This is a genomic window from Staphylococcus pseudintermedius (assembly GCF_001792775.2).
Lineage (GTDB): Bacteria > Bacillota > Bacilli > Staphylococcales > Staphylococcaceae > Staphylococcus > Staphylococcus pseudintermedius.
Genome location: NZ_MLGE02000012.1, coordinates 56,308 through 79,017 on the forward strand (window position 1 = coordinate 56,308; position 22,710 = coordinate 79,017).

The following is a 22,710-nucleotide window of genomic DNA, read 5'->3' on the forward strand; positions in this document are numbered from 1 at the left end:
GTTTGCAATTGGCTTGATGTTAAAACATGTCACTAGGACTCACTACAGCGCACCTGATCACCCGCGCTTTACTGATGTGCCCAACTGATAACACTCATCCTTAAATGCCTATTTCACACCACATGTTCACACCTCCCTACAAAATCAGAGTCACTCACAAAATAAAAACTTTACATAAAATTGCGTTGAGACAAGTCCCATGGGAACGCGAGTCCTTAACTATCAATCATCCAGACAAATCATACAAATAGAAATCATTTTATAATCTTGTTGTACAACTATACTTAAATTAAAGAAATGTTATATAAACATGCAAAAAGCGGTCAATAGCATTCACCATCAACCGCTTCTTCTCTATTTTGCTTCTGCTTTATTTTTAGACTAACTCTGATTCGCCTTCATCTCTTTATCCAACTCTGACACGAGCTTTTGAATTCCTGGATGTTCTAAATGTATGCCATCATACGCAAAATATTCCGTATGACCGACACCGACTTTATTCCAATCTACTAACGTCACATGCTTATGTTTATCTGCCGCCTTTTTAAGCAATTGGTTCACGTGATCTTTATAATCACGTGGCACTGTCGTATTGATTAAATAAACATCGGCTTTATCAAAATCTTTGATGAGTGTTTCTAATTGGTCTTGGTCAAAATCACCATTCGTACCAATTTGAATGACGACCGGCTGCCCTTTTTGATTAAATGACGTATAGTTTCTCGCAACCTGTATCGCTGCGCCCATTGAACGACCGACTTGTGCATCAATAGTAGGCTTTTGGTAATGCTCATCCAGATAATAACCCATACCTACTGTTAAAGAGTCACCAATAAAGAGCGGTGATTGCTTTTTAGGATCGAACTTTTCTGCTTTTTGTTCCTTTTCAGCTGGATTTTCTATTGGTTTTTCATTGTCTTTACCATTATTTTTGTGATTCGTTTGATAACTGCTCGCCTTTTTCTCTTGTTTAGCAAGGTAATCAAATTGACCACTGAGCACTAATGCTGCTATGACGATAATAGCCACAACAACGGGTGTACGAATCACCGTTAACCAAACCTTATCTTTTGAATAGAATGTTTTGAAACCATAGCGTCTAAATGGCGTTTCAATGAATTGATATGATATTTCGGCCATTAAAAATGTTAACGCAATATCAATGATATAAATATAATATGGATATTGACCTGCCACAAAGTATTGATGTACAAAAGTCACAATGACGTAATGCCATAAATATAAACTGTATGACCTTTTACCGATATACAAAAATACAGGGTTACTCATCACTTTAGCTAATCGCCCATTCGGAAGTACAAGGCTTGCAATGAGTATCAATGTGAGTAATGAAATACAGTAAAATCCACCGCTATAAAGGATGATTTGCTGTTCGTTTACAAAAAAGAATAATGTAAGTAAAGCGAATAATGCGATAAGACCTAGACTATCGATGATGTTAGCCGCAAATTTAGGCGGATGTTCTTTCAATCGAAAAGCTGGCCATATAAATGCAAAAATGACACCTAATAATAATGTTTGTAAACGGGTGTCTGTCCCAAAATATGTACGTGCATGGTTCGTATCGGGTGTTGTCATATAAAACATTAATACTGCCGACGCAATAGAAATAATGAAAAATGCGAGTACAATCCATCTTTTTCTTTTAAATATTTTAAAAAATAACGTTAAAACAATTGGGAAAAAGATATAGAATTGTTCCTCAACAGCCAATGACCATAAGTGTTTCAATGGCATCGGTTTGAACTGGTCAAAATAGTCTACATCTTGGAAAATGTACCACCAATTCGATACATATAACAACGCTGCAATCGCATCCCCTTTAATCGAATGTAATATTTGAGGGGCAAATAAAGCGACGTACAAGACTGATACTAAAGTCACGAATAACATCGCTGGGATTAACCTTTTAAAACGCTTAATCCAAAAGTTTGCTAAATCGATTGTTTGGTAGTTTTCATATTCAAATAATAATAGTGATGTAATTAAATAACCAGAGATCACAAAAAATGTATCTACACCTAAAAATCCTCCAGCTAGCCACTGTGCATTAAGATGATAAATAATAATCGCGATCACTGAAATTGCACGCAACCCATCTAATCCCGGCAAATACCGTGGTGGATGTTGCAATCGTTTCATTCCAGTAAAATTATGATGTAACATAACAACATTCTCCTAATTGATGATTTAATAAGAAACGATTTGTGGATATATGCTATTCAATTTACCACAAAATTATCCCAAATTAAACAGATAATATATAACGTATCGTAAAAGTTTTATTGTATATCCTCATTATTTTTTCTTATGATGATGACGCGAAATATTATAAGAACGTTTGTGCTACTTTTAACGATGATTTTGAGTCCCCTCAATTATTATAAGCGAAATTTCATCTTTCTCAACACTATGCCTTTAATATTCTTGCAAATCATTGCGTTTAATATTCATTTTCGTTGCATTATGAAAAGGATTTATAATAATCTAATGTTGATATTTAAAAAAGGAGACACACCGTATTATGGCACAAACTAAAAAGAGAGATGCATTTTTTGATAATGCGCGTGCAATCTTAATATTTCTTGTTGTGTTTGGACATTTAATACAACCTTATACTGATGCACATCCCACAGTATATGCACTTTATTTACTCATTTATAGCTTTCACATGCCAGCTTTTCTATTTATTTCGGGTTACTTTGCTAAAAATGTCGGACGTGCGGGTTATATCGAAAAAGTCGGTAAAAAGTTGTTAGGCCCCTACTTAATCTTTTTCGCATTTTTCTCGATTTATTACTTTATTACTGGTAAAAATAGTTCACTAGACTTAGATCCATTTGACCCAGTATTTGCACTTTGGTTTTTATTAACACTCTTTTTCTTCAATGTCATTATTGTCATTGTGCGTCAATTCAAACCGATTTACGTGCTTCCGATTGCGATCTTAATTGCAGTATTGGCGGGTTATTCCACTGATGTCAACGGGTATCTGAGCTGGTCACGAACACTGGTCTTTTTCCCTATTTTCTACATCGGTTACATTATGGATGGTGGATTTAGCCGTTATATCCGATTAAGACGTTTTATGCCAGTATCGGTGATGGTGTTAGTGAGCTTCTTTATTTTTTATACGGTACACCCTATCGATTCGGACTGGTTACTCGCAAGCTCACCTTATAAAAATATTGAAGGCACTGAATTTTTATTTAGCCCATTAAAAAGATTGAGCTTGTACATCATTATTTTAGGGACGATGTGTGCCTTTCTTAATTTAGTACCTAGAACGCATCATGCATTTACGTATATTGGCTCACGCACAATGTATGTATACTTACTTCACGGTATTTTTATCGGCTTCATTCGTGGCCATCAAATCTATCCATTTATTGAACAGCCTTGGTTAGGATTGTTTTATAACTTCCTACTCGCATGTTTTATCGTTTGGATATGGTCGAGTAGCTTTGTGGCGAAATGGACGAATCCTGTCGTTCATTTACAACGACCTTCCGCATTTAAACCTTATGACCAATAAACAATGAAGTTAACATGAGAATACATCGCCTATAGTCATCACTTTACATTAGATTTTGGCTATACGGTCGTGTTATTCTAAATGTTAACTTCTCTTTTTTTAGGACGTGATAGGATGAAATTACAACTCAATACATACGCACAATTTTTAAAAGCACCTAGTATCCGCCAGTTTTCAAGTAAAATCAATGAAATGGACGATGTGATCAATCTGACAATTGGACAACCTGATTTTCAGATGCCTGATGTCGTTAAACAAGCATATCAAGATGCAATTGCGAATGATTATACAACTTATTCTCACAACAAAGGCCGTCGTGACACACGTGAAGCTGTTGCACATTATTATCAATCTCGCTTCAATGTGCATTTTGATCCGGAAGAAATCATTATTACGAATGGTGCTTCTGAAGCATTGGACACGGCACTCCGTTGTATTATTAATCCAGGAGACGAAATTTTATTACCTGGACCTGTTTATGCGGGCTATATTCCATTAATTCAAACGTTAGGTGGCGTACCTGTATTTATTGATACACGGGAGACAGGTTTTAAAGTGACCCCTGAAGCGATTCAACAACATATGACACCGCGTTCACGTGCGATATTACTGAACTACCCTTCCAATCCAACTGGAGCGATATTGACGGCTGAAGAAGTGACAGCTATTGTCGACGTATTAAAGACACATCCTCTATTTGTGATAAGCGATGAAATTTATGCCGAGAACACTTTCGGTCATACGCATACATCTTTCGCGCAATTTGATGAAATTCGTGATCAATTATTGTTAATCAATGGTTTAAGTAAATCTCATTCAGCTACAGGGATTCGTATTGGTTTTCTATCAGGTCCACAATACTTAATCGACAAGCTGACATTTATGCATGCGTACAACTGTATTTGTGCCAACGTACCCGCACAAATGGCAACTATAGCTGCATTACGTGAAGCCGTTGATGCACCTCATGTGATGAATCAAGCTTATGTCGAACGTCGAGATTACCTCGTCAACGCATTACAATCGATGGGCTTTCGATTAGACGGCGTACCACAGGGGGCATTTTACATTTTTCCAAATATCGAAGCCTTTGCCGACGATGACTTTGCGTTCTGTGTCGATGTATTAGAAAATGCAGGCGTTGCGATGGTACCGGGTTCCGCATTTACTGATTTCGGTAAAGGCTACGTCCGCATCTCCTACGCTTATGAAATGACGCAATTGCAAGAAGGTATGGCACGTTTACGACAGTATTTGGAAGCGCGTTATAATTAACTTAATACACGATAAGGGTAGCGGATGTTGTAAGATCACTCAACAACAATATCTGCTACTTTTTTAGTGATCATTTTTAATATCAGTTTTTATGTTCAAAAAGATATTCAATGTCAAAACAAAAAAGCCCATTCTACTCACTCAATGAATAAAACGGACTTTTCATCTTACATCTTTAATTTAAAGACTTATGGGAATTTAGGGAACTGATCAAAGTCAGGTTCACGTTTTTCTTTAAACGCGTCACGGCCTTCTTTCGCTTCATCAGTTGTGTAGTATAACAATGTCGCATCGCCAGCGAATTGTTGTAAACCAGCTAAGCCATCTGTATCTGCGTTCATCGCTGCTTTTAAGAAACGTAACGCTGTTGGTGAATGACGCATGATTTCTTTACACCATTGTACTGTTTCATCTTCAATGTCCGCAAGTGGTACAACTGTGTTCGCCATACCCATATCCAACGCTTGTTGTGCATCGTATTGACGGCATAAATACCATATTTCACGTGCTTTTTTATGGCCGACAATGCGCGCTAAATAACCTGAACCGTAACCTGCGTCAAATGAACCTACTTTAGGACCTGTCTGACCAAATTTGGCGTTATCAGCCGCAATTGTTAAGTCACATACGACTTGAAGGACGTTACCGCCACCAATGGCATACCCTTTTACCATTGCGATAACTGGTTTTGGAATGATACGAATTAAACGTTGTAAGTCTAACACATTTAAACGTGGAATTTGGTCATCACCGACATAACCGCCATGGCCACGTACTTTTTGATCTCCACCAGAACAGAACGCTTTGTCGCCTTCACCCGTTAATACAATGACACCTACACGCTCGTCATCTCTTGCACGTGTAAATGCATCAATCATTTCTTGTACTGTATTCGGTGTGAACGCATTATGTACTTCGGGACGATTAATTGTTACTTTCGCAATCCCTTCAAAAAATTCATATTTGATTTCTTTATATTCTTTTAATGTTTCCCATTGTCTTTCCATGGTGGACCTCCTCAAGTTAACCTTTTATAAACTCTAATAGTATTGTATCAAATTTATCGCCATCTTCCACATTTACTGTATGGCCGACTTGCGATACGACTGTCAATTGTGCCTCTGAAAGCGCGTCAGACATACGTTCAGCAATATGCATAAACTTTTCATCCCATTCCCCTACGATGAGTTGCACAGGCAATTTCAAACTTGCTAATTGTGGCCATAAGTTCGGCATATGTCCTGTACCATAATCACGCAATGCTTTCGCTAATCGCTTCGGTTGTTGTGCAAGTCTCAGCTCGCGAATATGTTGGTGTGTTGTCTCCGTTAAAAAGCGTTGTGTCTGGAATAATGGCAATTTTTCCCAATCATTCACAAACACTTCAATGCTCGCAATTTCAAGGACGCGCGCCCGGGCTGCATCCACTTGTTGACGTTCAAGACGTGCTTCATCATCTTCAATTCCAGGTGAGCCACTTTCTAACACGACACCTGCCAATGCATCTTGATATTGCAATGCATAAGCTAGCGCAACACGTGCCCCCATTGAATAGCCATGAAGGTATAGCGTGTAGCCTTTGAACTGTGCCAACACAGCATGTAATTGCGTACATATCCACTCAAAATCCCACACAACCTCCTCTGGTGATTGATCTTGACCGTGGCCAGGCAAATCCACACATAAGACATGCGCCGCTTGGGTCAATGGCTCAATATGAGATGAAAATGTGCGTTGATCACTGATAAAGCCGTGTAAGAGGACAATCATTTTGTTCGTTTCTGACTGTGCTGTATACCAGTTATAATGTAACATTCACAACTTCACTCAATTTCTGATATAAATTTTGATGTGCTTCGTAATTGGCTTCACGCTGCGTCACGACTTCAAATAATGTCGGTGTCATCGTCGTCAAATGACTATATTCGAACGATTGTAAGTCTTGGAAGCGTTTATAGTTAAAGTCATACAACAATGCTGCATGTTCGAAGTTCAAACCAGTCGGCGTACCAAATAACCGTTCAAAATGTTCCGGTGCCCCTTCTTTTTGTGGTAAATAAGAAAAAATACCCCCACCGTCATTGTTCAATAAGACGATGTTCATATGGATATCGTTCAGTTTCGACATTAATAGCCCGTTCATGTCATGATAAAATGCAATATCACCTATAAGTAATGTCACTTTTTGATGTACAGCCATACCGAGTGCTGTAGAAACAACACCATCAATGCCGTTCGCCCCTCTATTGGCATAAATGCGTGCTTGATGGTCAATATATAAATTATCGATATCACGAATCGGCATACTATTGCTGACAAACAACACGTCGTCAGCGCCTAATTTATCGAGTACACGACTGACATACGCCGCTTCATCATTCGCCGTTTTTTGATGTGCTTTAATCGTATGACGCGCTTGTTCTTCCATACTTTGCCATTGTCGCAGCCACATTTTTCGATAAGCAGCAGGGATATCTCCTAATGCTCTGAAAAAGTCATTGGCCGACATTTCAAAAAAGTAATCTGGATTTTTCGGGAACGCATCAATATCTGCATTGTTTTGAACTAAAATTTGTGTCGCATCTGTCGTTTTCAACCATTGATTTAACTTTTTAGAGACGACTGGTTTACCGACACGAATGACAAAATCAGCCGACAAGTTGAGTCCTGAGCGCAACAATAAATCATACGTCGTGACGACATTCGGATGTTGTGTCGCGCGAATACCATTGAGTGGGTCAGCCAATATCGGCAAGTCATATATCGTCGCGAAAGTTAAAATTTGTGAAATATCTTGATGCTGCATGTCCCCTACAACAATCAGTCCTTTAGATTGCTTCAACACTGGAAGAATCGCACTGAAGTCCATCGTTTTTTGATAGTGTGGACGTTCATAATGCAATGACGTCAACAAATCTTGACGTGACAAATCCGGTGTTAACGGTTCACGGAAAGGTAAATTGAAATGCACTGGACCTTGGTGAGGGCCATCGAAAAACTGACTCGCCTTTTGTAATTGGTATTTGTTCACAGCCAATGTATTCGGCGTGCCATCTGCAATCGGTAAATCAAATTGGAAACGCACATAGTTTTGAAACATATTGACTTGATTGATTGCTTGTGGCGCACCTACACCTCTTAATTCATGCGGTCGATCGCTTGTCAGTACAATAAGGGGCAAACGACTAATATGACTTTCAGCAATAGCAGGCACATAATTTGCAGCAGCTGTGCCAGATGTACAAAGAATTGCAACCGGACGTTGACTTCCTTTGATTAAACCTAACGCAAAAAAAGCCGCACTTCTTTCATCAGGATGGATCCACGTTTGAATATACGGATGACATTCAAACGCGAGTGCTAAAGGCGTGGAGCGTGACCCCGGACTGATCACGACTTCACGTAATCCATATGCATATAATTCTGATACAAAATGAAACACTTGCTCCGTCAAAAAACGTTGATTAGTCATGTTCACTCACCCCTAAAGCTACCATCATCGGTTTGAATTTTAATGCTGTTTCAGCGACTTCTTCTGCTGCATCCGAATCTTTTACAATGCCCGCACCTGCAAACAGTAACGCTTGCTGATGATTCATTAACATCGAGCGAATGGCCACGATAAATTCACAATCATCATACATATCGATCATACCGACTGGCGCACCATAAAGGCCACGTGCACCAAATTCATGCGCTTCAATATATTCTAATGCACGTGCTTTCGGATACCCGCCTAAAGCAGGTGTTGGATGTAAATCATCTATCAGCTCAATATATGATTTATGCGCTAATGGGCCTCCAATCTCAGTATATAAATGATATAAATGGTCATTTTTCAATACTTGTGGCTCACGATTGTAATCGGCATACTGAATAAACGGACGAATATCTTCAAGAATACTTTCAACAACGATACCATGTTCAATTAAGTTCTTTTCATTTTTTAACAACGCATTGATACGCGCCTGATCTTGGGCTTCGTTGTGTGTTCTTGGAATTGTTCCCGCAACAGCTTTCGTTGATAACATGCCATTTGTAACCTTAAATAATTGCTCGGGCGTTTGAGAAATAAAAATATCATCTTCTGACTCTAACACGAATAAATAACTATTTTTTTCATTTTTAAGTGCACGATATAACACGGCTCCGATTTCAATATCCGCATCAAATTGCACCATGCGACGACGAGAGAGCACAACCTTTTCATCATGCGCTAATTTTGCTGTCGTTTCCTCGACTAATGCTTCCCACTCATCTTTATATATATCTTCAATCCGCTTAATCTGTGGCGGTGTTGTATTTTGCACGACCACACGCGGTAAATGATTTAACTTTTCAACTAATTCATAAAATTGCTCAATCGAAAACGCTTCTTTTTGCACAGTATATGTTAAGAACGTTTCTTGATTGACTTGCGATATTAAGACTTCAGGTAAAATAAAATGATTCACACCAAAGCGACGCCATTCATCCCCCATCCGCTTAGTAGAAAATTGAAATCCACCGCAAATACGTAAATGATGGCGTTCAGAATCGGGATGGATTAATGCGATATCATCTTTAAATTTTTCCCATTCTTTAAAAATAGAACGTTTATTTGTAAAATCATTTTTTATTTTTGCTGCAACACGGTATCCAAAAAAAGAAGTTTCGTTATCATTTAACCGAAAATAAAAACGGTCCCCTGCATCTTCTTTCGACATATCGAACAACGTAATCGGATCTAATTGTTGTTCTAATTTGACTTCAACTGAGACCCATCGTTGTTTTGTTTGTTGTACCGCGTCGATGATTGCCTGTTCGCAGACATCAACACTCATCCCATACTCACTTCTTTCATCATAATCAAGTTTTATCCATTATTACATTTTAACATTTTTAAAGGCGATTGTGTGCACAAGTGTCTTTTCCATAATATTGTTATTGATTTCATTGACGAACTTTTTTATAATATCAATGTAATATAAATATTATAAAAAAGAGGTTGACTAACATGACGTCTCAATTTGAAAAACATTCAACGTTTCACAAATATTGGCAACTCATGCGTCCTCATACATTAACAGCATCTGTTGTTCCTGTTTTAGTCGGAACAGCGACTGCAAAACTTTTTTTATTAGGTAGCGAGGACCATCTCCATTTCGGTTTATTCTTAGCAATGTTGTTCGCTTGTTTGTTAATTCAAGCCGCAACGAATATGTTCAATGAATACTACGACTTCAAAAAAGGGTTAGATGACCATGAATCAGTAGGTATTGGTGGCGCCATCGTACGTAACGGGATGACACCCCAACATGTATTAAAACTTGCAATTATTTTTTATATCATTGCAGCAATACTTGGGCTTTACTTAGCGATTCAAAGTTCATTTTGGCTTATTCCTGTTGGTTTATTATGTATGGCTATTGGTTACCTCTATACAGGCGGTCCATTCCCAATCTCATGGACACCATTTGGCGAATTATTCTCAGGTGTTTTCATGGGTATGATTATTATCGTGATTGCTTTTTACATCCAAACAGGTCACCTTCAAAATTATGCATTTTGGATTAGTATTCCTATTGTCATTACAATTGGGCTCATCAACATGTCAAACAACATTCGTGACCGAGTTAAAGACAGTCAAAGTGGTAGACGTACTTTACCTATTTTATTAGGAAAACGTGGCTCACTTATCTTTTTAGCAACATTTTACGCGATTGCCTACCTTTTTGTCATTTACACTGCACTTTTCAAAGATGGTGGTTCACTGTTCTATTTACTTGTATTACTGAGTTTCCCATTACCAGTGAAAGTGTATCGTCGTTTCCAAAAGAATGATACACCGCAATCAATGATGCCGGCAATGGCTGCTTCAGGTAAAACGAATACATTATTCGGTCTACTATACGCATTAGGTATTTACATTAGTGCATTGCTTGGTGGCGTATAAGTTAAAACACTCGATAGAATCGAAGTCTTAGAATAACAAAGGCTTCGATTCTTTTTTATAGTTTTATATATATCGTACCACACTATTCGCTTACAAATGAAAATGTGTTTACGAAATTTTAATATATCTCTACTTTACCATTTTTATCATTCATGTCATCCTCTATTTGCATACGTAAGATTAAAGAAACACCACGCTTTTGATATCTTCACGCACTTTGTAAAAATCGGAAAGCTCTTCTGAATGTCACGCATACTGTACCATAACAGTATGCATTTATCTCTTAAACGTCATGCCTCAAAAGCGTTACATTAGCTAATTCTGAGACGCTTGTACTAATTGATGGCGCGCATTAAAAAATTGTCGATAGGTCAAATACGTCGCAACCAATGCTGAAATAATCGTCGCTGTAGTATGAATAAATACGACCATTAACTGAAACTTAATCGCTTGTATCGGTGGCACACCTGCAATAATCATGCCCGTCATCATACCTGGAATCGATACCAGGCCATACGTCTTCACAGAATCAATCGTCGGCACAATCGCGACTTTGACACTTTCTCTTATCGCTTCTTTTGCCGCCACAGCTGGACTTGCACCTAAAGAAAGTTTTGCTTCAATGACCGCTGTCTCTTTCGTAAAGATACGATTTAAATTTTGATAACTTAAATTGATCGCAATCATGCCATTACTACCGACCATCCCCGCAACAGGAATAATTTCATTCGGCTTAAAATCAATAGCACCCGTTAAAAGCACGCCACCTAAAGATAAAATTGAGCCTGTGAGTATCCCTGCTAAGGATATCCAAAACGCATGCTGCACCACTTCTGGTTTTCGCTTTTGTGTATTGGCAGCCGCGTTAACCATAATGACTAAAATGAGTAACAGTACAATCCATGTCGTTTCTAATTTAAAAACAAATTCTAGTAAATAACCAATAATCACTAATTGAATCACTGCACGTATCGCCGCAATGATTAAATCTTTAGCAATATGTAATCGCTCTTTAAACGAAACTAAAATGGGAATGAGTAGCAATAATGATGTCAATAATAGCGAAGTCGTACTCATCATGACAAACGCGCCTCCCTCGTTAACATACCATTACGAATTTCCATTTTGCGGTGAAATTGGCGTTGACTTTGTGCATCATTGTGCGTAATCCACAAAACGGACATGCCCTCTTGAACTAAATCAAACACCAATTCTTCAATTTGACGACTGCTCTTATCATCTAACGCACTCGTCGCTTCATCAAGCATCAGTATATCTGGCGTAAACATGAGCTGACGTGCAATCGTGATTCGTTGTTTTTCACCCCCGGACATATGTTGCACCTTGTCCGAAAGTTTGTATTTTTTTAAACCTACTTTTTCCAATAGCTTCTTTGCTTTAGACTTATTAAACGAAACTTGACGCACCTTTGCCGGAAAAGCTAAATTATCTTGAATCGTCTCACCAAACAATTCCACACTTTGCGGCAAATAACTAATATGCTGTCTTAATATTTCGGGTGAATAGTGTGCATAAGGTTGTCCTTTAAATTCAATATTTCCACTAGTTGGGCTCATTAAATCTGCAATCAACCTCAACAGCGTACTTTTACCACTTCCAGACGGCCCGACAATAGCCACCGCTTCACCTTTGTCGATATGACAACTGATATTGTATAAAATTTTGCGTTCACCGCTTTCGTAGCTGACATTTGTTAACTCAAGCATAAGCGTTACCCTCATTTTGGTAGATCATATAGCGGTATTCATGCCCATAAAGTACTTTTTTCATTTTTTCTTGAAATCCCAACTTACAATACAACTGATAGGCACGTTCATTTTGCTCATCACAGTTCAAGCCCCATGTCACTTCTGGATTCGATTGGAGCCGTGCTTGAATCAATTTTGTTGCAATACCTCGACCACGAAACTCAGGGAAAGTAGCAATCGTTTCAATATAGACATCTCCTCGCTCTGCCTCTAATACAGGTAATGGCGTGTCTGTTTCTAATTGAATCTTTTCGGCTAATGTTAAATTTTGCCAAGCCTGTTCGTATGCCGCTTCGTACTGGCCCGGATACGCAATCAAGATACCTGCCACTTGTCCTGCGACTTCATAAATATCTACGTGTTCAATATGATTGCGATAATGAACTTCTGTGGCGCTTTTAACAAGTGCTGCTATCACGGTTTCTTTCTCATAACGACGCACAATTTCAAGTTCCATATCTTGCCAAACGAGGTATGTTAACTCTGCAATCGCACGCGCATCTTTGGGTGTTGCTGTTCTAATCATATTTGAGTCACCTCACTCTTTACATTTTAGCCTATTTATCTGACGTTTAAAAATACCCCAACATTTACACAAACAAATGTTCTAAAAATACTTCACAAATCAGAACAAGTGTTCTATAATCAGGTTGAGGTGATTTCCATGCATGATCATACGCTCCCTACAGCATACCAATCTGAAACAGACTATCGAAAAATTCCAAGACAATATCTTAACACTCGAATTCCTAGAGGGCGCGGCATTGTGAAATGGGCCCCTTTTATTATATGTACTAATCTCATAAAAAATCTAATTTAATAGGGTTCAAACATAATTTATATATGTATTATGTTTGAACCCTATATCTATTTTTTTTTACTAATATCATTTAAAATGTCTCGCAATTCTTCAATTTCTTTGTTATTTAATTCTTCATTTTTCGCAAAATTAAGCACTAAACTTTTCATATCCCCTCCATACAATTTATTAAGAAAGGTTTTAGCAGTTTTCATTTTAATATCATCTTCTTTAATAATTGATGAGTAAAAATAAATATTATTATATTTATATCGTTTTATAATCTCTTTTTTATATAGTCTTGTAATTAATGTTCTAATCGTCTTATCGCTAACTTCTTTATTTTTTTGAATCTCAACTACAATTTCATTAGCTGATACTGATTTTTTATTCCATATTATATTCATAACATCCCATTCAGCCATAGATATTTCAACTTGCTTATTGGCCATTTAAAACACCCATTTCTTTTAATATTTTTTCATTTATGAATTTAGCATTTTCACCAGAGGCTTTTTCATCTGATAAATGTGTAGAAAAATAATACTTATCATGATTTGTAATTACGTAACCTACAAACCACCCATTATTATATTTCCCGTTTACTATACCTGTACCTGTTTTCCCATACAATTCATAATTTTCATTTTTTCTAATCAATAACGAAGAAGATAATTGTTTCTTTTCATTTTTACTAAAATGGTTATTTTGTTCCATCATATTTTTTAAAACTATTACTTGTTCAAGATTAGATATTTTCAAACTATCTTCCAACCAATAGGCTTTATAACTTCCCAAATTTTTATTACCATAATTTAATTGCTTGAGTTGATCAGAAGTATAATTCTTTGATAATTGATTACTAATACGTTCGAAGTACCAATTAACTGAGTTTTGTATTGCCGTATTTAAATCTTGATCCTTATTCCAAGAATCGAAAGGATAATGATTATGATTCCATGACATACGTGAATTTTTGTCACTTATAATATGACGGTCAAGTCCAAACAGTGCTAAATAAATTTTGTAAGTTGAATCAGGAGAATATCTTTTTCTACTTTCTTTTTCATTATAAATATAGTATTTGTCTTTCTTCATGCTGTACATAACGAAAGATCCACTATTTGAACCAAAATTTTTACTTTCATCTAAAATTTGGTAATCGCTTTGTAAGGGCTTTTTATAATTATAATCAGTTAAGGATTGCCCCATTAAAAACTGGCTTTGAATTATCATGATAAAAAAAGTAAAAATACAAATAAAAATTAGAATTAATTTTGACTGCTTCTTCAGATTGCCTTCTTTTATATTAATTAATCTTCTTTTGAGTAATGATTTTTTACCATTAAATGAATGGCTTAATATATTTTTGTTGAAAAATGAGGTTTTTAATACGGAATCCATAATAGCTTCCGCATAAGACTTAAATTCATTTTTGTTAATATTATTAAGGACAAATCTATCGGCTTCTACTTCATTGTCATGAATCATCTTTCTTTTTACAATTTGTATTAGTGGATTATAACTCATAGCAATAGAAAAAATATGAAAGATAATTAAATGCAAAGTATCTCTGTTTTTAGCATGAGCATACTCGTGCAATATTATATATTTTAGTTTTTTGTCATTTATACTTTTAAAATATAAACTGGGAATCAAAATAATATATTTTCCATACCAAAAAGTTATTGGAGAATGAATAGATTCTGCTTTTCGAATCACAATATTTCTTTTATATTGATGATTGAAAAGTATCTTGTTTATTTTATCTTTTTCTTTTTCATTTAGATAAAGTAACTGTTTCTTTAAATACTTAAGATATAATAAAGAATTTAAAAATTTAAAACTTAAAATAATAACTAAAACTATCCAAATAACTGTGCAGATATTATCTATTGAATCCCAATTAAACTTATAGATGTCTGTTGTAAACTCATGAACAGGTTTAGTGGTATTTATGTTAGGATTCAAATTGTGTGAATTACTTTCAACTGTGGGCTCTTGATTATTCAAATTATTAAATTTAAAAAAAGAGAATTTAATAGGGATGAAAGGAATTAATCCTGCAAGAAGAGTTAGATACCAAACTTTATAATTTAACATATAATTAAAATAGCGTTTTAATATGTACCTAAAAAATAATAACAATAAAAATATAAAACAAAAGCTTACTATGCTCATTATTAATAACTTAGCCATTTCAACACCTTCTTTCAAATATTTATAATAAACTATTGACGAGAATATTACAATTGTAATATTATTGATTTATAGAAATTACAACTGTAATATTGGAGGGTATATTTTGAAAAAGTTAATACTTTTAATTGCAATTGCTTTAGTTTTAAGTGCATGTAATTCAACCAGTTCACATGCTAAAGAGTTAAATAATTTAATAATTTAGAAAAGAAATATAATGCTAATATTGGTGTCTATGCATTAGATACTAAAAGTGGTAAGGAAGTAAAATTTAATGCCGATAAGAGATTTGCCTATGCTTCAACTTCAAAAGCGATAAATAGTGCTATTTTGTTAGAACAAGCACCTTATAATAAGTTAAATAAAAAAGTACATATTAACAAAGATGATATAGTTGCTTATTCTCCTATTTTAGAAAAATATGTAGGAAAAGATATCACTTTAAAAGAACTTATTGAGGCTTCAATGAAGTATAGTGATAATACAGCAAACAATAAAATTATAAACGAAATCGGTGGAATCAAAAAAATTAAAAAACGTTTAAAAAAATTGGGAGATAAAGTAACAAATCCAGTTAGATATGAAATAGAATTAAATTACTATTCACCAAAGAGCAAAAAAGATACTTCAACGCCTGCTGCTTTCGGCAAGACTTTAAATAAACTTATCGCAAATGGAAAATTAAGCAAAAAAAATAAAAATTTCTTACTTGATTTAATGTTAAATAATAAAAACGGAGACACTTTAATTAAAGATGGTGTTCCAAAAGACTATAAGGTTGCTGATAAAAGTGGTCAAGCAATAACATATGCTTCTAGAAATGATGTAGCTTTTATTTATCCTAAGAACCAATCTGAACCTATTATTTTAGTCATTTTTACGAATAAAGACAATAAAAGTGATAAACCTAATGATAAATTGATAAGTGAAACCGCCAAGAATGTAATAAACAAATTTTAATAGTCTAAATGTACTACAAAAACTGATATAATTCTATCTTTCATAAAACTTCATAATATCGAAGAACATATATATTATTTATAATTATATATGTTCTATTTTTTTATGTTCACATTTTTTAAAAGAGAAAATACTATTAACATACCAAACATCATATTCCAGTTACTATAATTATAAATGCTCGATAATCTTACTCAACTTTTCCATATAGAAAATAACTTATTTTAAATTAATTAATTAATCACATTAAAAAATTATATAATCCTTGCCAAAAAAGAACATACGTTCTACAATGATGATGAGGTGGTAAACATGATTCCAAATCCTAATGCGCCAGATGAATATAAATATGAAACTGATTATAGAAAAATACCAAGAAAATATTTAAACCCTAAAATCCCTCAAGGGCGTGGAAAAATCAAATGGCAAGCTTTTGCGACTCTCCCGCAACAGTTTGAAATTTTAGAACAAATTATAAAGGATCAAAATAAAATAGAAAAACCATTGCTAACACATGATTCATTAGATAATTTAGATCAGATTTTTCAAATAAAAATTCAAAATGATGAGTTATGTACAATCTCATATTGGGAAGACGGTAACATTTCAAAATATACAGGAAAAATTTTAAAAAAGGATGAAATTAGTAATACATTTTCCTTTTCTGATACTAACAATAATATATATAATTTAAATAATGCTAACGTTTGTAGTATCACTTAACACTATTTAAACTTTTAAAAAGTTTAAATAGTGTTCTTATAATTACCTTTTTCGAAATACTTCTAGCAAAATCATTATAAGTATCATACTGATATTAAATATATTATTTTTATCACTGAAAAAAATTTCTACTACTTGGAAAATTGATAAAAGACTTATTATTAACAAAAGTTTATTTAATTTTTCGCTTCTTTCTTCTTCCTTATATGACTGCTCCAATTCAATTAGTAATAATTCTTCTTTGTTTAATTCTTCAATATATTGTGGAGATTTAAAATCATTATTATTCTTTAGATACAAATATAAATATAAACTAGGTAAAAGCTCTGTTCTATAAATAATTGCAATAGATCTCTTGAAATTTAGTATCCATTGTCTAAAATATAGGGCTTCTTTTTTTCCATTTAAATTATATTGTTGATACCCATACAATTGTAATTCATTTAACATAGTTTCTAAGAAAAAGAAATTAGCAGAACTATTGAAATAAAGTGCCATTTGAGAACATTTTTCTAAAACATCTCCTTCTTGCTCATCCATCCAAACTACAAAAACAGATGCTTTATTCAAGAAGTTTATATAATTATCGCTATAACCATCTTGCCTAAAATGTTTACTTTTTCCTTCAAATGAAAAAATAGGCGCATTTACTAACCACTCTTGAATCTTCACGTCCTCATAGAAAGGATCATCAGTAAATTCATTTTCATTAGCTAAATAATAAACTTCAAAACCCATATTTTTAGATACTTTATATTCAAAAATATCCTTACTATTAATTTTTATAATTCTATTAATTTGTCTAGAAACATCTCTAATATTTTTACAATGTCTATTACCATACAATTGATACTGTCTTTGTCTATTATTTTTTTCTTGATTAATTAGAGGATATATCTTATCTTTTACACATGAGAAAGTACTATACAAGTCGCTTCCAAAGTTTATACTCTCTAAGTCTTCAATGATTTCTATAACAAATGTACCATTGTTAAATATAGTTAAGGTTAAAAAAAATAAATTCAAAGTGTTCTCATGAGTAATTTCAATATGTGGAGTGAATATATATTTTTTATATTTGTATCCATGTATATTATTTTGATCAAACAATCCATCATTAATATTTGCATTAGTAGCAAATTTTTCTAAAAATTTTTCTAGTTTTTCGTGATATTCTTTTGTATGTCTTTTATATCTTCCAGGTAAAATCCAATAATCATAATTTACCGGGGGGTTGTCAGGAGATAAAATGCGTATAACTCCTTTTACATTCAATAGAATTTCCTCAATTTTTTCAAACCAAGGGTTCATGTTATTATCTTTTATATTTATAGCAGTAGCATATTGATATGTTACTTTATAGCCTTGTAATTTATTAATATCTTCTAGAATCTTTTCAATTTTATTGTCCATTATTTTAAATATCCTCATACAGCCTAGAATATAAAACGCTAATTTCTTCTTTCAACATTTTTTTCTCTTTTTCTAAAGAATTTACTTTTCTTTTTAAAGAGGAGATTAACGCATCTTTACCGTCATTTTTATTTTTATGAACAAATATTTCTCTGTTTTGTTCACGTAACTTCTCTATTTTCTTTCGAATTTTATTATTTTTATATAATGTAGCTTTCGAAACTTTTGAATGTTTAGAAACGATGTTAAAGTTAATTTCTTTATTTTTTTGAACTAAATCATTTATTGCTTTATCAACTTTTTTCTCGGTTTTAACTTTTCGTTCTGCATGCAACTGTTTTAATTGTTCTTGTCTATTAAATTTTTCCATCTTAACCTCTATACTTTTATTCTATTACTTCTCCCGAATATAATGTTTCCATCTTTTATATTACCTAGTATTTCTTCATATTTATTTAATATATTTATATGCTTTTCAACCATATCTTGTCTATTATTATTTTTAGCTAATTCTATAGATTTGACCGTTGATTTGATATGTAATTCATATTTTTCAACATCTAAATCAGAAAATCCAATAGCTAAATCCTTACATGGTTTCCCAGAATTACAAGTCAGGCATGGCGGAGCTTCCATGTATGGACAATCACCACTCAATCTAGCATGACAAGTGCCATAAGGATTGTCCATTGCGTTTAATTTATGTTCTTGCCATAAAGAATTCAATGCTTTTTCAGATAGTTCACTACTATGCTGTATATTTTTAATTTTACCGTCAACATCAAAACTAAAAGCTCCTTGATCAATAACTGATTCAAAAGCCTTTCTCTTTGTATCATCAAGTAACTTAGCATATCTTAGAGTCATTTCTGGTGAGGAGTGTGCTAATAATTCTTGTATCGTTAATATATCTGCTCCACCATTTAACAATTTTACTGCATAGGTATGTCTAAATTGATGAGTTTTGAAATGGAAGATTTCTCCTTGTTCATCAATAATATTTTTAGTCTTTGATAAATGATTTAAGTGTGCTCTGACCATATGTTGTGTAAAGGGCATTCCCTTTCTTTTTCCTTTATAAATAGCAAAAATATAATTATTAGGATTATTATCTTTTGTACTTTTACTTTTAGAATCGGCTATTAAAACTGCTATTATATCAGCTAATTTATTATCAATTGGTATTCTATGTCCTTTAACAAAAGTTTTAGCAATATCTGTGATTATTGAATACTTTCCATTAACTTTTGCAAGGCAATTATTTTGTAATGTCAATACATCAGAAATTCTTAATCCTGTTTTAAAAGCTATCCAAACTACAGGTATTAAATCTTTATGCAAATCATTTATATGCTCAAAAAGCTGTTCCAATACAAAATCTGGGATATAATCAATTTGGCTACTATTTTTCTTTTCGTGTTTAGGTAAGTCTTGAGGATAAATTAAAAATCGTATATCTTGGTACGGTGCTATAGCATAGTTTTGAGTTATAATATCGTTTAAGAACCTTCTAATTGTTTTTAATTCTTCTCTCACAAAATTCTTAGTACTTTGCAAATTTTTATTAGCTGCATATTCAAACAAAAATTCTATATATGCTTCGATATGACATCTATCTAGTTCATTTAAACTATTCCTTGTTTCTTTATTTTTAGATATATTTTGAAAAAACCTAGTTAAAACTCTTATATAAAACCTTGCTGTAGCAAATGCTATATCACCAGTTATCAAACGATTTTTTAAATATTTTTTTGCTAATTCTCGCATTTTAATTGACTCAATTTTTTCAAAGTTTAAATAATTGCCAGTTAGTGTTTTATTATAACTCAATCCATATTTTTCTAAATTTCTAATATCCCATTTATCTTTTTCCCATTCTTCTCGCTTATCAATGAACTTAATTAGATTAATGTACATATTCTTTAAAAAAGAAGCCAGTCCGCTTTTGTATTCATAATCACCAAAAACTATTGTTGATGATCTTCTTTTTATTGGTATATTATTTTCAGTCAGCCAATTAAACCAGTGCTTTTCTAATGTATTTATATCACAATCAAGTAAAGAATTTAAATTTGGATAAACTTCATTAAAGAACTTAGCAATCTTATTAAGCTTTACTGCTCCAGTATTAAATAAATTAGATAAGGACCAATCCTCTTTAACGATCAGTTTCAAAAAAAGGTATTTAAATTCTAAATTCAAATTTTTACTTTTAATCCTAAAGAAAACATTTTTTCTTTTGTCTCTATAGTTCTTGATACTATCTTGAAATTGCTTGAATTTGTTAAAAGCTGTAATGTGCCACTCATCATTTTTAAAAAAGTAATCATCATATATTTCAGTTATTAAAACCTCTCCTTTTATATTGATGGTTCTACTTTGTAATGTACATAATTCATTAATCATAGTACTGTTTGTAGGTAAATTAATTGGTATTGACATAGTCATTCCCCTTTATTAAAAACTTGAAATTGATGCTTTACTTTATTCCAATCTTCACGTATATCTTCTTCAGTGGGATGAACATATAAATTAATAGTCGTTTGTATATTACTATGACCAAGTCTTTCTTGAACTTGTTTTATATCCTTAGTTTCATTATAAAAAACAGTTGCATGTGTATGGCGAAATAAATGAGGATGAACATTTATAGATGTTTTATGTTTTAGCCTTTTAAATAATGAATATATATCACTATAATTCATAGCTTCTCCTACATTTCTCCCCTTTATTTTTACAAAAAGATAATCAGAACATATTGAAAGTTCGTCAATTATTTCGTAGACATAATCATCGTATAAATCAATTAACGATTGGGAAATAAATATTTTTCTTTCCCCAGTTTTCAAATAAGTACCATTATCATTAAATCTATTTTTCAAAACTATTTGATGGCCTTTTCTAAAGTCAAATTTAATATCATCAATACGTAATGATAATACCTCACCTATACGTAATCCGGTTTCATATAGTAATTGTATTAAGAATTTATCTCTAATATTATTAGCTTCCTCTAATAATTTCTTAACCTCCGCATTAGTTAACACTTCTATTTTTTTCTTTGGTTCTTTAACTTTCAAAATATTTTTCAACGTTCTATAGTCCTTATTTATGTGATGCATGAAACTTTTATATTTTTTAGAGTATTTACTTTCCATATGCATAAAATCATAGAAATTAACATCTAATTTTTTACTCCTATAGAGATAATCATAAAAATTAGATACTACAGTCATAGTCAGATTAATTGTCTTAGGACTAATGCTTTTTTCTTTTCGGTGATAAGAGAGGACATTCTCATATTCAAAAGGTGTTTTCATCCATCTTATAAAATCAACAAAGTTATCAAAACTAACTTCTTTATAGCATATCTTTTTACTTTCTAAGTAAACAAAAAAATTTTTTAGTGCATAGGCATAGGTTTTCTTGGTATTTAAACTTTTCTTAACACTATCCAGATACTTCAAATATCTTACTGCATCTACTATAGGTTCATTATTACCATCTAAAATCATAAAATTGGTACCATTCTTAGATTTTACTTCTACTATTTTCATAATAATCTCATTTCTAATTTTAATAGTATAAGTATACACTATTCAAATTCTTTTTACATCATACATATTAAACTTATTACACGTAATAAAAAAAGACTATTTAATATTTTTACTTTGTTCATTTTTTCTTAAAATATGATTCATTTTAAACAAAATAGTCTATATTCTTCAACATATATATAACCTTTCGCAACATTGCCCGAACAGTTTGAAGCAATTAAACAATTCGAAGCCAATCAACTTAAAATTGACCGTCCTGACTTAAGCGAAGATCAAATCAATGAACTGAACCAAATGCTGCATTTAAAAATAGCGCACAATGCTTTTAGTAAAATTCACTATTGGCGCGCTGGACACATCCATACTATTCAAGGCTATATCGCGAGTATCGATACATTGACAAACGAATTAGTGCTCACTAATGAACGACGCACAGATCGATTAGTCATCGGATTAAACGAATTGTATGCGATTGAATAGTATCGCGTGATTGACTTTATTTTATCTTATACCCTGATTTGAAA

The 22,710-nt window shown here is 33.1% G+C and carries 19 protein-coding genes and 1 pseudogene; 6 read left to right on the forward strand and 14 right to left on the reverse strand.

Going from position 1 to position 22,710, the window contains the following annotated elements:
- Positions 1-381 precede the first annotated feature (381 nt).
- A complete protein-coding gene (locus BJK46_RS08985; RefSeq protein WP_014614313.1) occupies positions 382-2,187 on the reverse strand; it encodes an acyltransferase family protein in 1,806 nt (601 codons plus the stop codon).
- 358 nt (positions 2,188-2,545) lie between these two features.
- Between BJK46_RS08985 and BJK46_RS08990 the strand changes: the two genes are divergently transcribed.
- Together BJK46_RS08990 and BJK46_RS08995 are read left to right on the forward strand one after the other, a co-directional pair.
- Positions 2,546-3,556: an acyltransferase family protein gene (locus BJK46_RS08990; RefSeq protein ID WP_014614314.1), complete on the forward strand. Its 1,011-nt coding sequence runs from the start codon at positions 2,546-2,548 to the stop codon at positions 3,554-3,556.
- A gap of 114 nt (positions 3,557-3,670) precedes the next feature.
- A complete protein-coding gene (locus BJK46_RS08995) occupies positions 3,671-4,831 on the forward strand; it encodes an aminotransferase class I/II-fold pyridoxal phosphate-dependent enzyme (protein ID WP_014614315.1) in 1,161 nt (386 codons plus the stop codon).
- A 188-nt stretch (positions 4,832-5,019) separates the two neighbouring features.
- Here BJK46_RS08995 and menB read toward each other — a convergent pair whose 3' ends face one another.
- Genes menB through BJK46_RS09015 form a run of 4 tightly spaced genes read right to left on the reverse strand, consistent with a single transcriptional unit; the run spans position 5,020 to position 9,654 of the window.
- Entirely contained in the window at positions 5,020-5,838 is an 819-nt protein-coding gene (menB, locus tag BJK46_RS09000; RefSeq protein WP_014614316.1) for a 1,4-dihydroxy-2-naphthoyl-CoA synthase, read from the reverse strand.
- Positions 5,839-5,854: 16 nt separating this feature from the next.
- Positions 5,855-6,646, reverse strand: coding sequence for a 2-succinyl-6-hydroxy-2,4-cyclohexadiene-1-carboxylate synthase (gene menH / locus BJK46_RS09005; RefSeq protein ID WP_014614317.1), 792 nt, complete (start codon positions 6,644-6,646; stop codon positions 5,855-5,857).
- Entirely contained in the window at positions 6,633-8,303 is a 1,671-nt protein-coding gene (gene menD / locus BJK46_RS09010) for a 2-succinyl-5-enolpyruvyl-6-hydroxy-3-cyclohexene-1-carboxylic-acid synthase (RefSeq protein ID WP_014614318.1), read from the reverse strand. The genes menH and menD overlap by 14 nt, the downstream gene beginning before the upstream one ends.
- The gene (locus BJK46_RS09015) at positions 8,296-9,654 is read right to left on the reverse strand and encodes an isochorismate synthase (protein WP_014614319.1); all 1,359 of its coding nucleotides are present in this window, start codon (positions 9,652-9,654) and stop codon (positions 8,296-8,298) included. The genes menD and BJK46_RS09015 overlap by 8 nt, the downstream gene beginning before the upstream one ends.
- 173 nt (positions 9,655-9,827) lie before the next feature.
- On the opposite strand from BJK46_RS09015, the gene BJK46_RS09020 reads away from it, so the two are divergent.
- Positions 9,828-10,766: a 1,4-dihydroxy-2-naphthoate polyprenyltransferase gene (locus BJK46_RS09020; protein ID WP_014614320.1), complete on the forward strand. Its 939-nt coding sequence runs from the start codon at positions 9,828-9,830 to the stop codon at positions 10,764-10,766.
- A 315-nt stretch (positions 10,767-11,081) separates the two neighbouring features.
- Here the strand turns inward: BJK46_RS09020 and BJK46_RS09025 are convergent, their stop codons facing one another.
- The 5 genes from BJK46_RS09025 to blaR1 all read right to left on the reverse strand — a co-directional run bounded on the left by BJK46_RS09025 (position 11,082) and on the right by blaR1 (position 15,533).
- Positions 11,082-11,846 (reverse strand): ABC transporter permease, encoded by a 765-nt coding sequence (locus BJK46_RS09025; protein ID WP_014614321.1) that lies wholly within the window; start codon positions 11,844-11,846, stop codon positions 11,082-11,084.
- On the reverse strand, positions 11,843-12,493 hold the full coding sequence (locus BJK46_RS09030) for an ABC transporter ATP-binding protein (protein ID WP_014614322.1): 651 nt from the start codon (positions 12,491-12,493) through the stop codon (positions 11,843-11,845). Before BJK46_RS09030 ends, BJK46_RS09025 begins: the two co-directional genes overlap by 4 nt.
- Positions 12,486-13,061: a GNAT family N-acetyltransferase gene (locus tag BJK46_RS09035; protein ID WP_014614323.1), complete on the reverse strand. Its 576-nt coding sequence runs from the start codon at positions 13,059-13,061 to the stop codon at positions 12,486-12,488. Before BJK46_RS09035 ends, BJK46_RS09030 begins: the two co-directional genes overlap by 8 nt.
- A gap of 341 nt (positions 13,062-13,402) precedes the next feature.
- Positions 13,403-13,786 (reverse strand): penicillinase repressor BlaI, encoded by a 384-nt coding sequence (gene blaI / locus BJK46_RS09040; RefSeq protein WP_014614324.1) that lies wholly within the window; start codon positions 13,784-13,786, stop codon positions 13,403-13,405.
- The gene (gene blaR1 / locus BJK46_RS09045) at positions 13,776-15,533 is read right to left on the reverse strand and encodes a beta-lactam sensor/signal transducer BlaR1 (RefSeq protein WP_002500295.1); all 1,758 of its coding nucleotides are present in this window, start codon (positions 15,531-15,533) and stop codon (positions 13,776-13,778) included. The genes blaI and blaR1 overlap by 11 nt, the downstream gene beginning before the upstream one ends.
- 106 nt (positions 15,534-15,639) lie before the next feature.
- On the opposite strand from blaR1, the pseudogene blaZ reads away from it, so the two are divergent.
- Positions 15,640-16,493, forward strand: a pseudogene (gene blaZ / locus BJK46_RS09050) (penicillin-hydrolyzing class A beta-lactamase BlaZ).
- A gap of 312 nt (positions 16,494-16,805) precedes the next feature.
- Complete coding sequence (locus BJK46_RS09055) at positions 16,806-17,216, forward strand: YolD-like family protein (protein WP_000612779.1); 411 nt, start codon at positions 16,806-16,808, stop codon at positions 17,214-17,216.
- A gap of 42 nt (positions 17,217-17,258) precedes the next feature.
- Here BJK46_RS09055 and BJK46_RS09060 read toward each other — a convergent pair whose 3' ends face one another.
- From BJK46_RS09060 to BJK46_RS09075, 4 genes are read right to left on the reverse strand one after another with little or no spacing between them, the layout of a single operon-like run.
- Positions 17,259-18,629 carry a hypothetical protein gene (locus tag BJK46_RS09060; RefSeq protein WP_000368920.1) on the reverse strand — a complete coding sequence of 457 codons (1,371 nt, stop codon included), beginning with the start codon at positions 18,627-18,629 and terminating at the stop codon, positions 17,259-17,261.
- Between the two features lie 4 nt (positions 18,630-18,633).
- Positions 18,634-18,999 (reverse strand): DUF6262 family protein, encoded by a 366-nt coding sequence (locus BJK46_RS09065; protein ID WP_000410574.1) that lies wholly within the window; start codon positions 18,997-18,999, stop codon positions 18,634-18,636.
- Positions 19,000-19,007: 8 nt separating this feature from the next.
- On the reverse strand, positions 19,008-21,071 hold the full coding sequence (locus BJK46_RS09070) for a tyrosine-type recombinase/integrase (RefSeq protein WP_000026851.1): 2,064 nt from the start codon (positions 21,069-21,071) through the stop codon (positions 19,008-19,010).
- A gap of 2 nt (positions 21,072-21,073) precedes the next feature.
- Positions 21,074-22,186 (reverse strand): tyrosine-type recombinase/integrase, encoded by a 1,113-nt coding sequence (locus BJK46_RS09075; RefSeq protein ID WP_000706213.1) that lies wholly within the window; start codon positions 22,184-22,186, stop codon positions 21,074-21,076.
- A 195-nt stretch (positions 22,187-22,381) separates the two neighbouring features.
- Here BJK46_RS09075 and BJK46_RS09080 point away from each other — a divergent pair, with 195 nt between their 5' ends.
- On the forward strand, positions 22,382-22,666 hold the full coding sequence (locus BJK46_RS09080; protein WP_014614326.1) for a YolD-like family protein: 285 nt from the start codon (positions 22,382-22,384) through the stop codon (positions 22,664-22,666).
- The last annotated feature ends 44 nt before the right edge of the window (positions 22,667-22,710 follow it).

Excerpts from the sequence above, each read along its gene's own strand:
- BJK46_RS08985 (WP_014614313.1), bottom strand. The coding sequence starts at position 2,187 with ATGTTACATCATAATTTTACTGGAATGAAACGATTGCAACATCCACCA.
- BJK46_RS08990 (WP_014614314.1), top strand. The coding sequence starts at position 2,546 with ATGGCACAAACTAAAAAGAGAGATGCATTTTTTGATAATGCGCGTGCA.
- BJK46_RS08995 (WP_014614315.1), top strand. The coding sequence starts at position 3,671 with ATGAAATTACAACTCAATACATACGCACAATTTTTAAAAGCACCTAGT.
- menB (WP_014614316.1), bottom strand. The coding sequence starts at position 5,838 with ATGGAAAGACAATGGGAAACATTAAAAGAATATAAAGAAATCAAATAT.
- menH (WP_014614317.1), bottom strand. The coding sequence starts at position 6,646 with ATGTTACATTATAACTGGTATACAGCACAGTCAGAAACGAACAAAATG.
- menD (WP_014614318.1), bottom strand. The coding sequence starts at position 8,303 with ATGACTAATCAACGTTTTTTGACGGAGCAAGTGTTTCATTTTGTATCA.
- BJK46_RS09015 (WP_014614319.1), bottom strand. The coding sequence starts at position 9,654 with ATGAGTGTTGATGTCTGCGAACAGGCAATCATCGACGCGGTACAACAA.
- BJK46_RS09020 (WP_014614320.1), top strand. The coding sequence starts at position 9,828 with ATGACGTCTCAATTTGAAAAACATTCAACGTTTCACAAATATTGGCAA.
- BJK46_RS09025 (WP_014614321.1), bottom strand. The coding sequence starts at position 11,846 with ATGATGAGTACGACTTCGCTATTATTGACATCATTATTGCTACTCATT.
- BJK46_RS09030 (WP_014614322.1), bottom strand. The coding sequence starts at position 12,493 with ATGCTTGAGTTAACAAATGTCAGCTACGAAAGCGGTGAACGCAAAATT.
- BJK46_RS09035 (WP_014614323.1), bottom strand. The coding sequence starts at position 13,061 with ATGATTAGAACAGCAACACCCAAAGATGCGCGTGCGATTGCAGAGTTA.
- blaI (WP_014614324.1), bottom strand. The coding sequence starts at position 13,786 with ATGGCCAATAAGCAAGTTGAAATATCTATGGCTGAATGGGATGTTATG.
- blaR1 (WP_002500295.1), bottom strand. The coding sequence starts at position 15,533 with ATGGCTAAGTTATTAATAATGAGCATAGTAAGCTTTTGTTTTATATTT.
- BJK46_RS09055 (WP_000612779.1), top strand. The coding sequence starts at position 16,806 with ATGATTCCAAATCCTAATGCGCCAGATGAATATAAATATGAAACTGAT.
- BJK46_RS09060 (WP_000368920.1), bottom strand. The coding sequence starts at position 18,629 with ATGGACAATAAAATTGAAAAGATTCTAGAAGATATTAATAAATTACAA.
- BJK46_RS09065 (WP_000410574.1), bottom strand. The coding sequence starts at position 18,999 with ATGGAAAAATTTAATAGACAAGAACAATTAAAACAGTTGCATGCAGAA.
- BJK46_RS09070 (WP_000026851.1), bottom strand. The coding sequence starts at position 21,071 with ATGTCAATACCAATTAATTTACCTACAAACAGTACTATGATTAATGAA.
- BJK46_RS09075 (WP_000706213.1), bottom strand. The coding sequence starts at position 22,186 with ATGAAAATAGTAGAAGTAAAATCTAAGAATGGTACCAATTTTATGATT.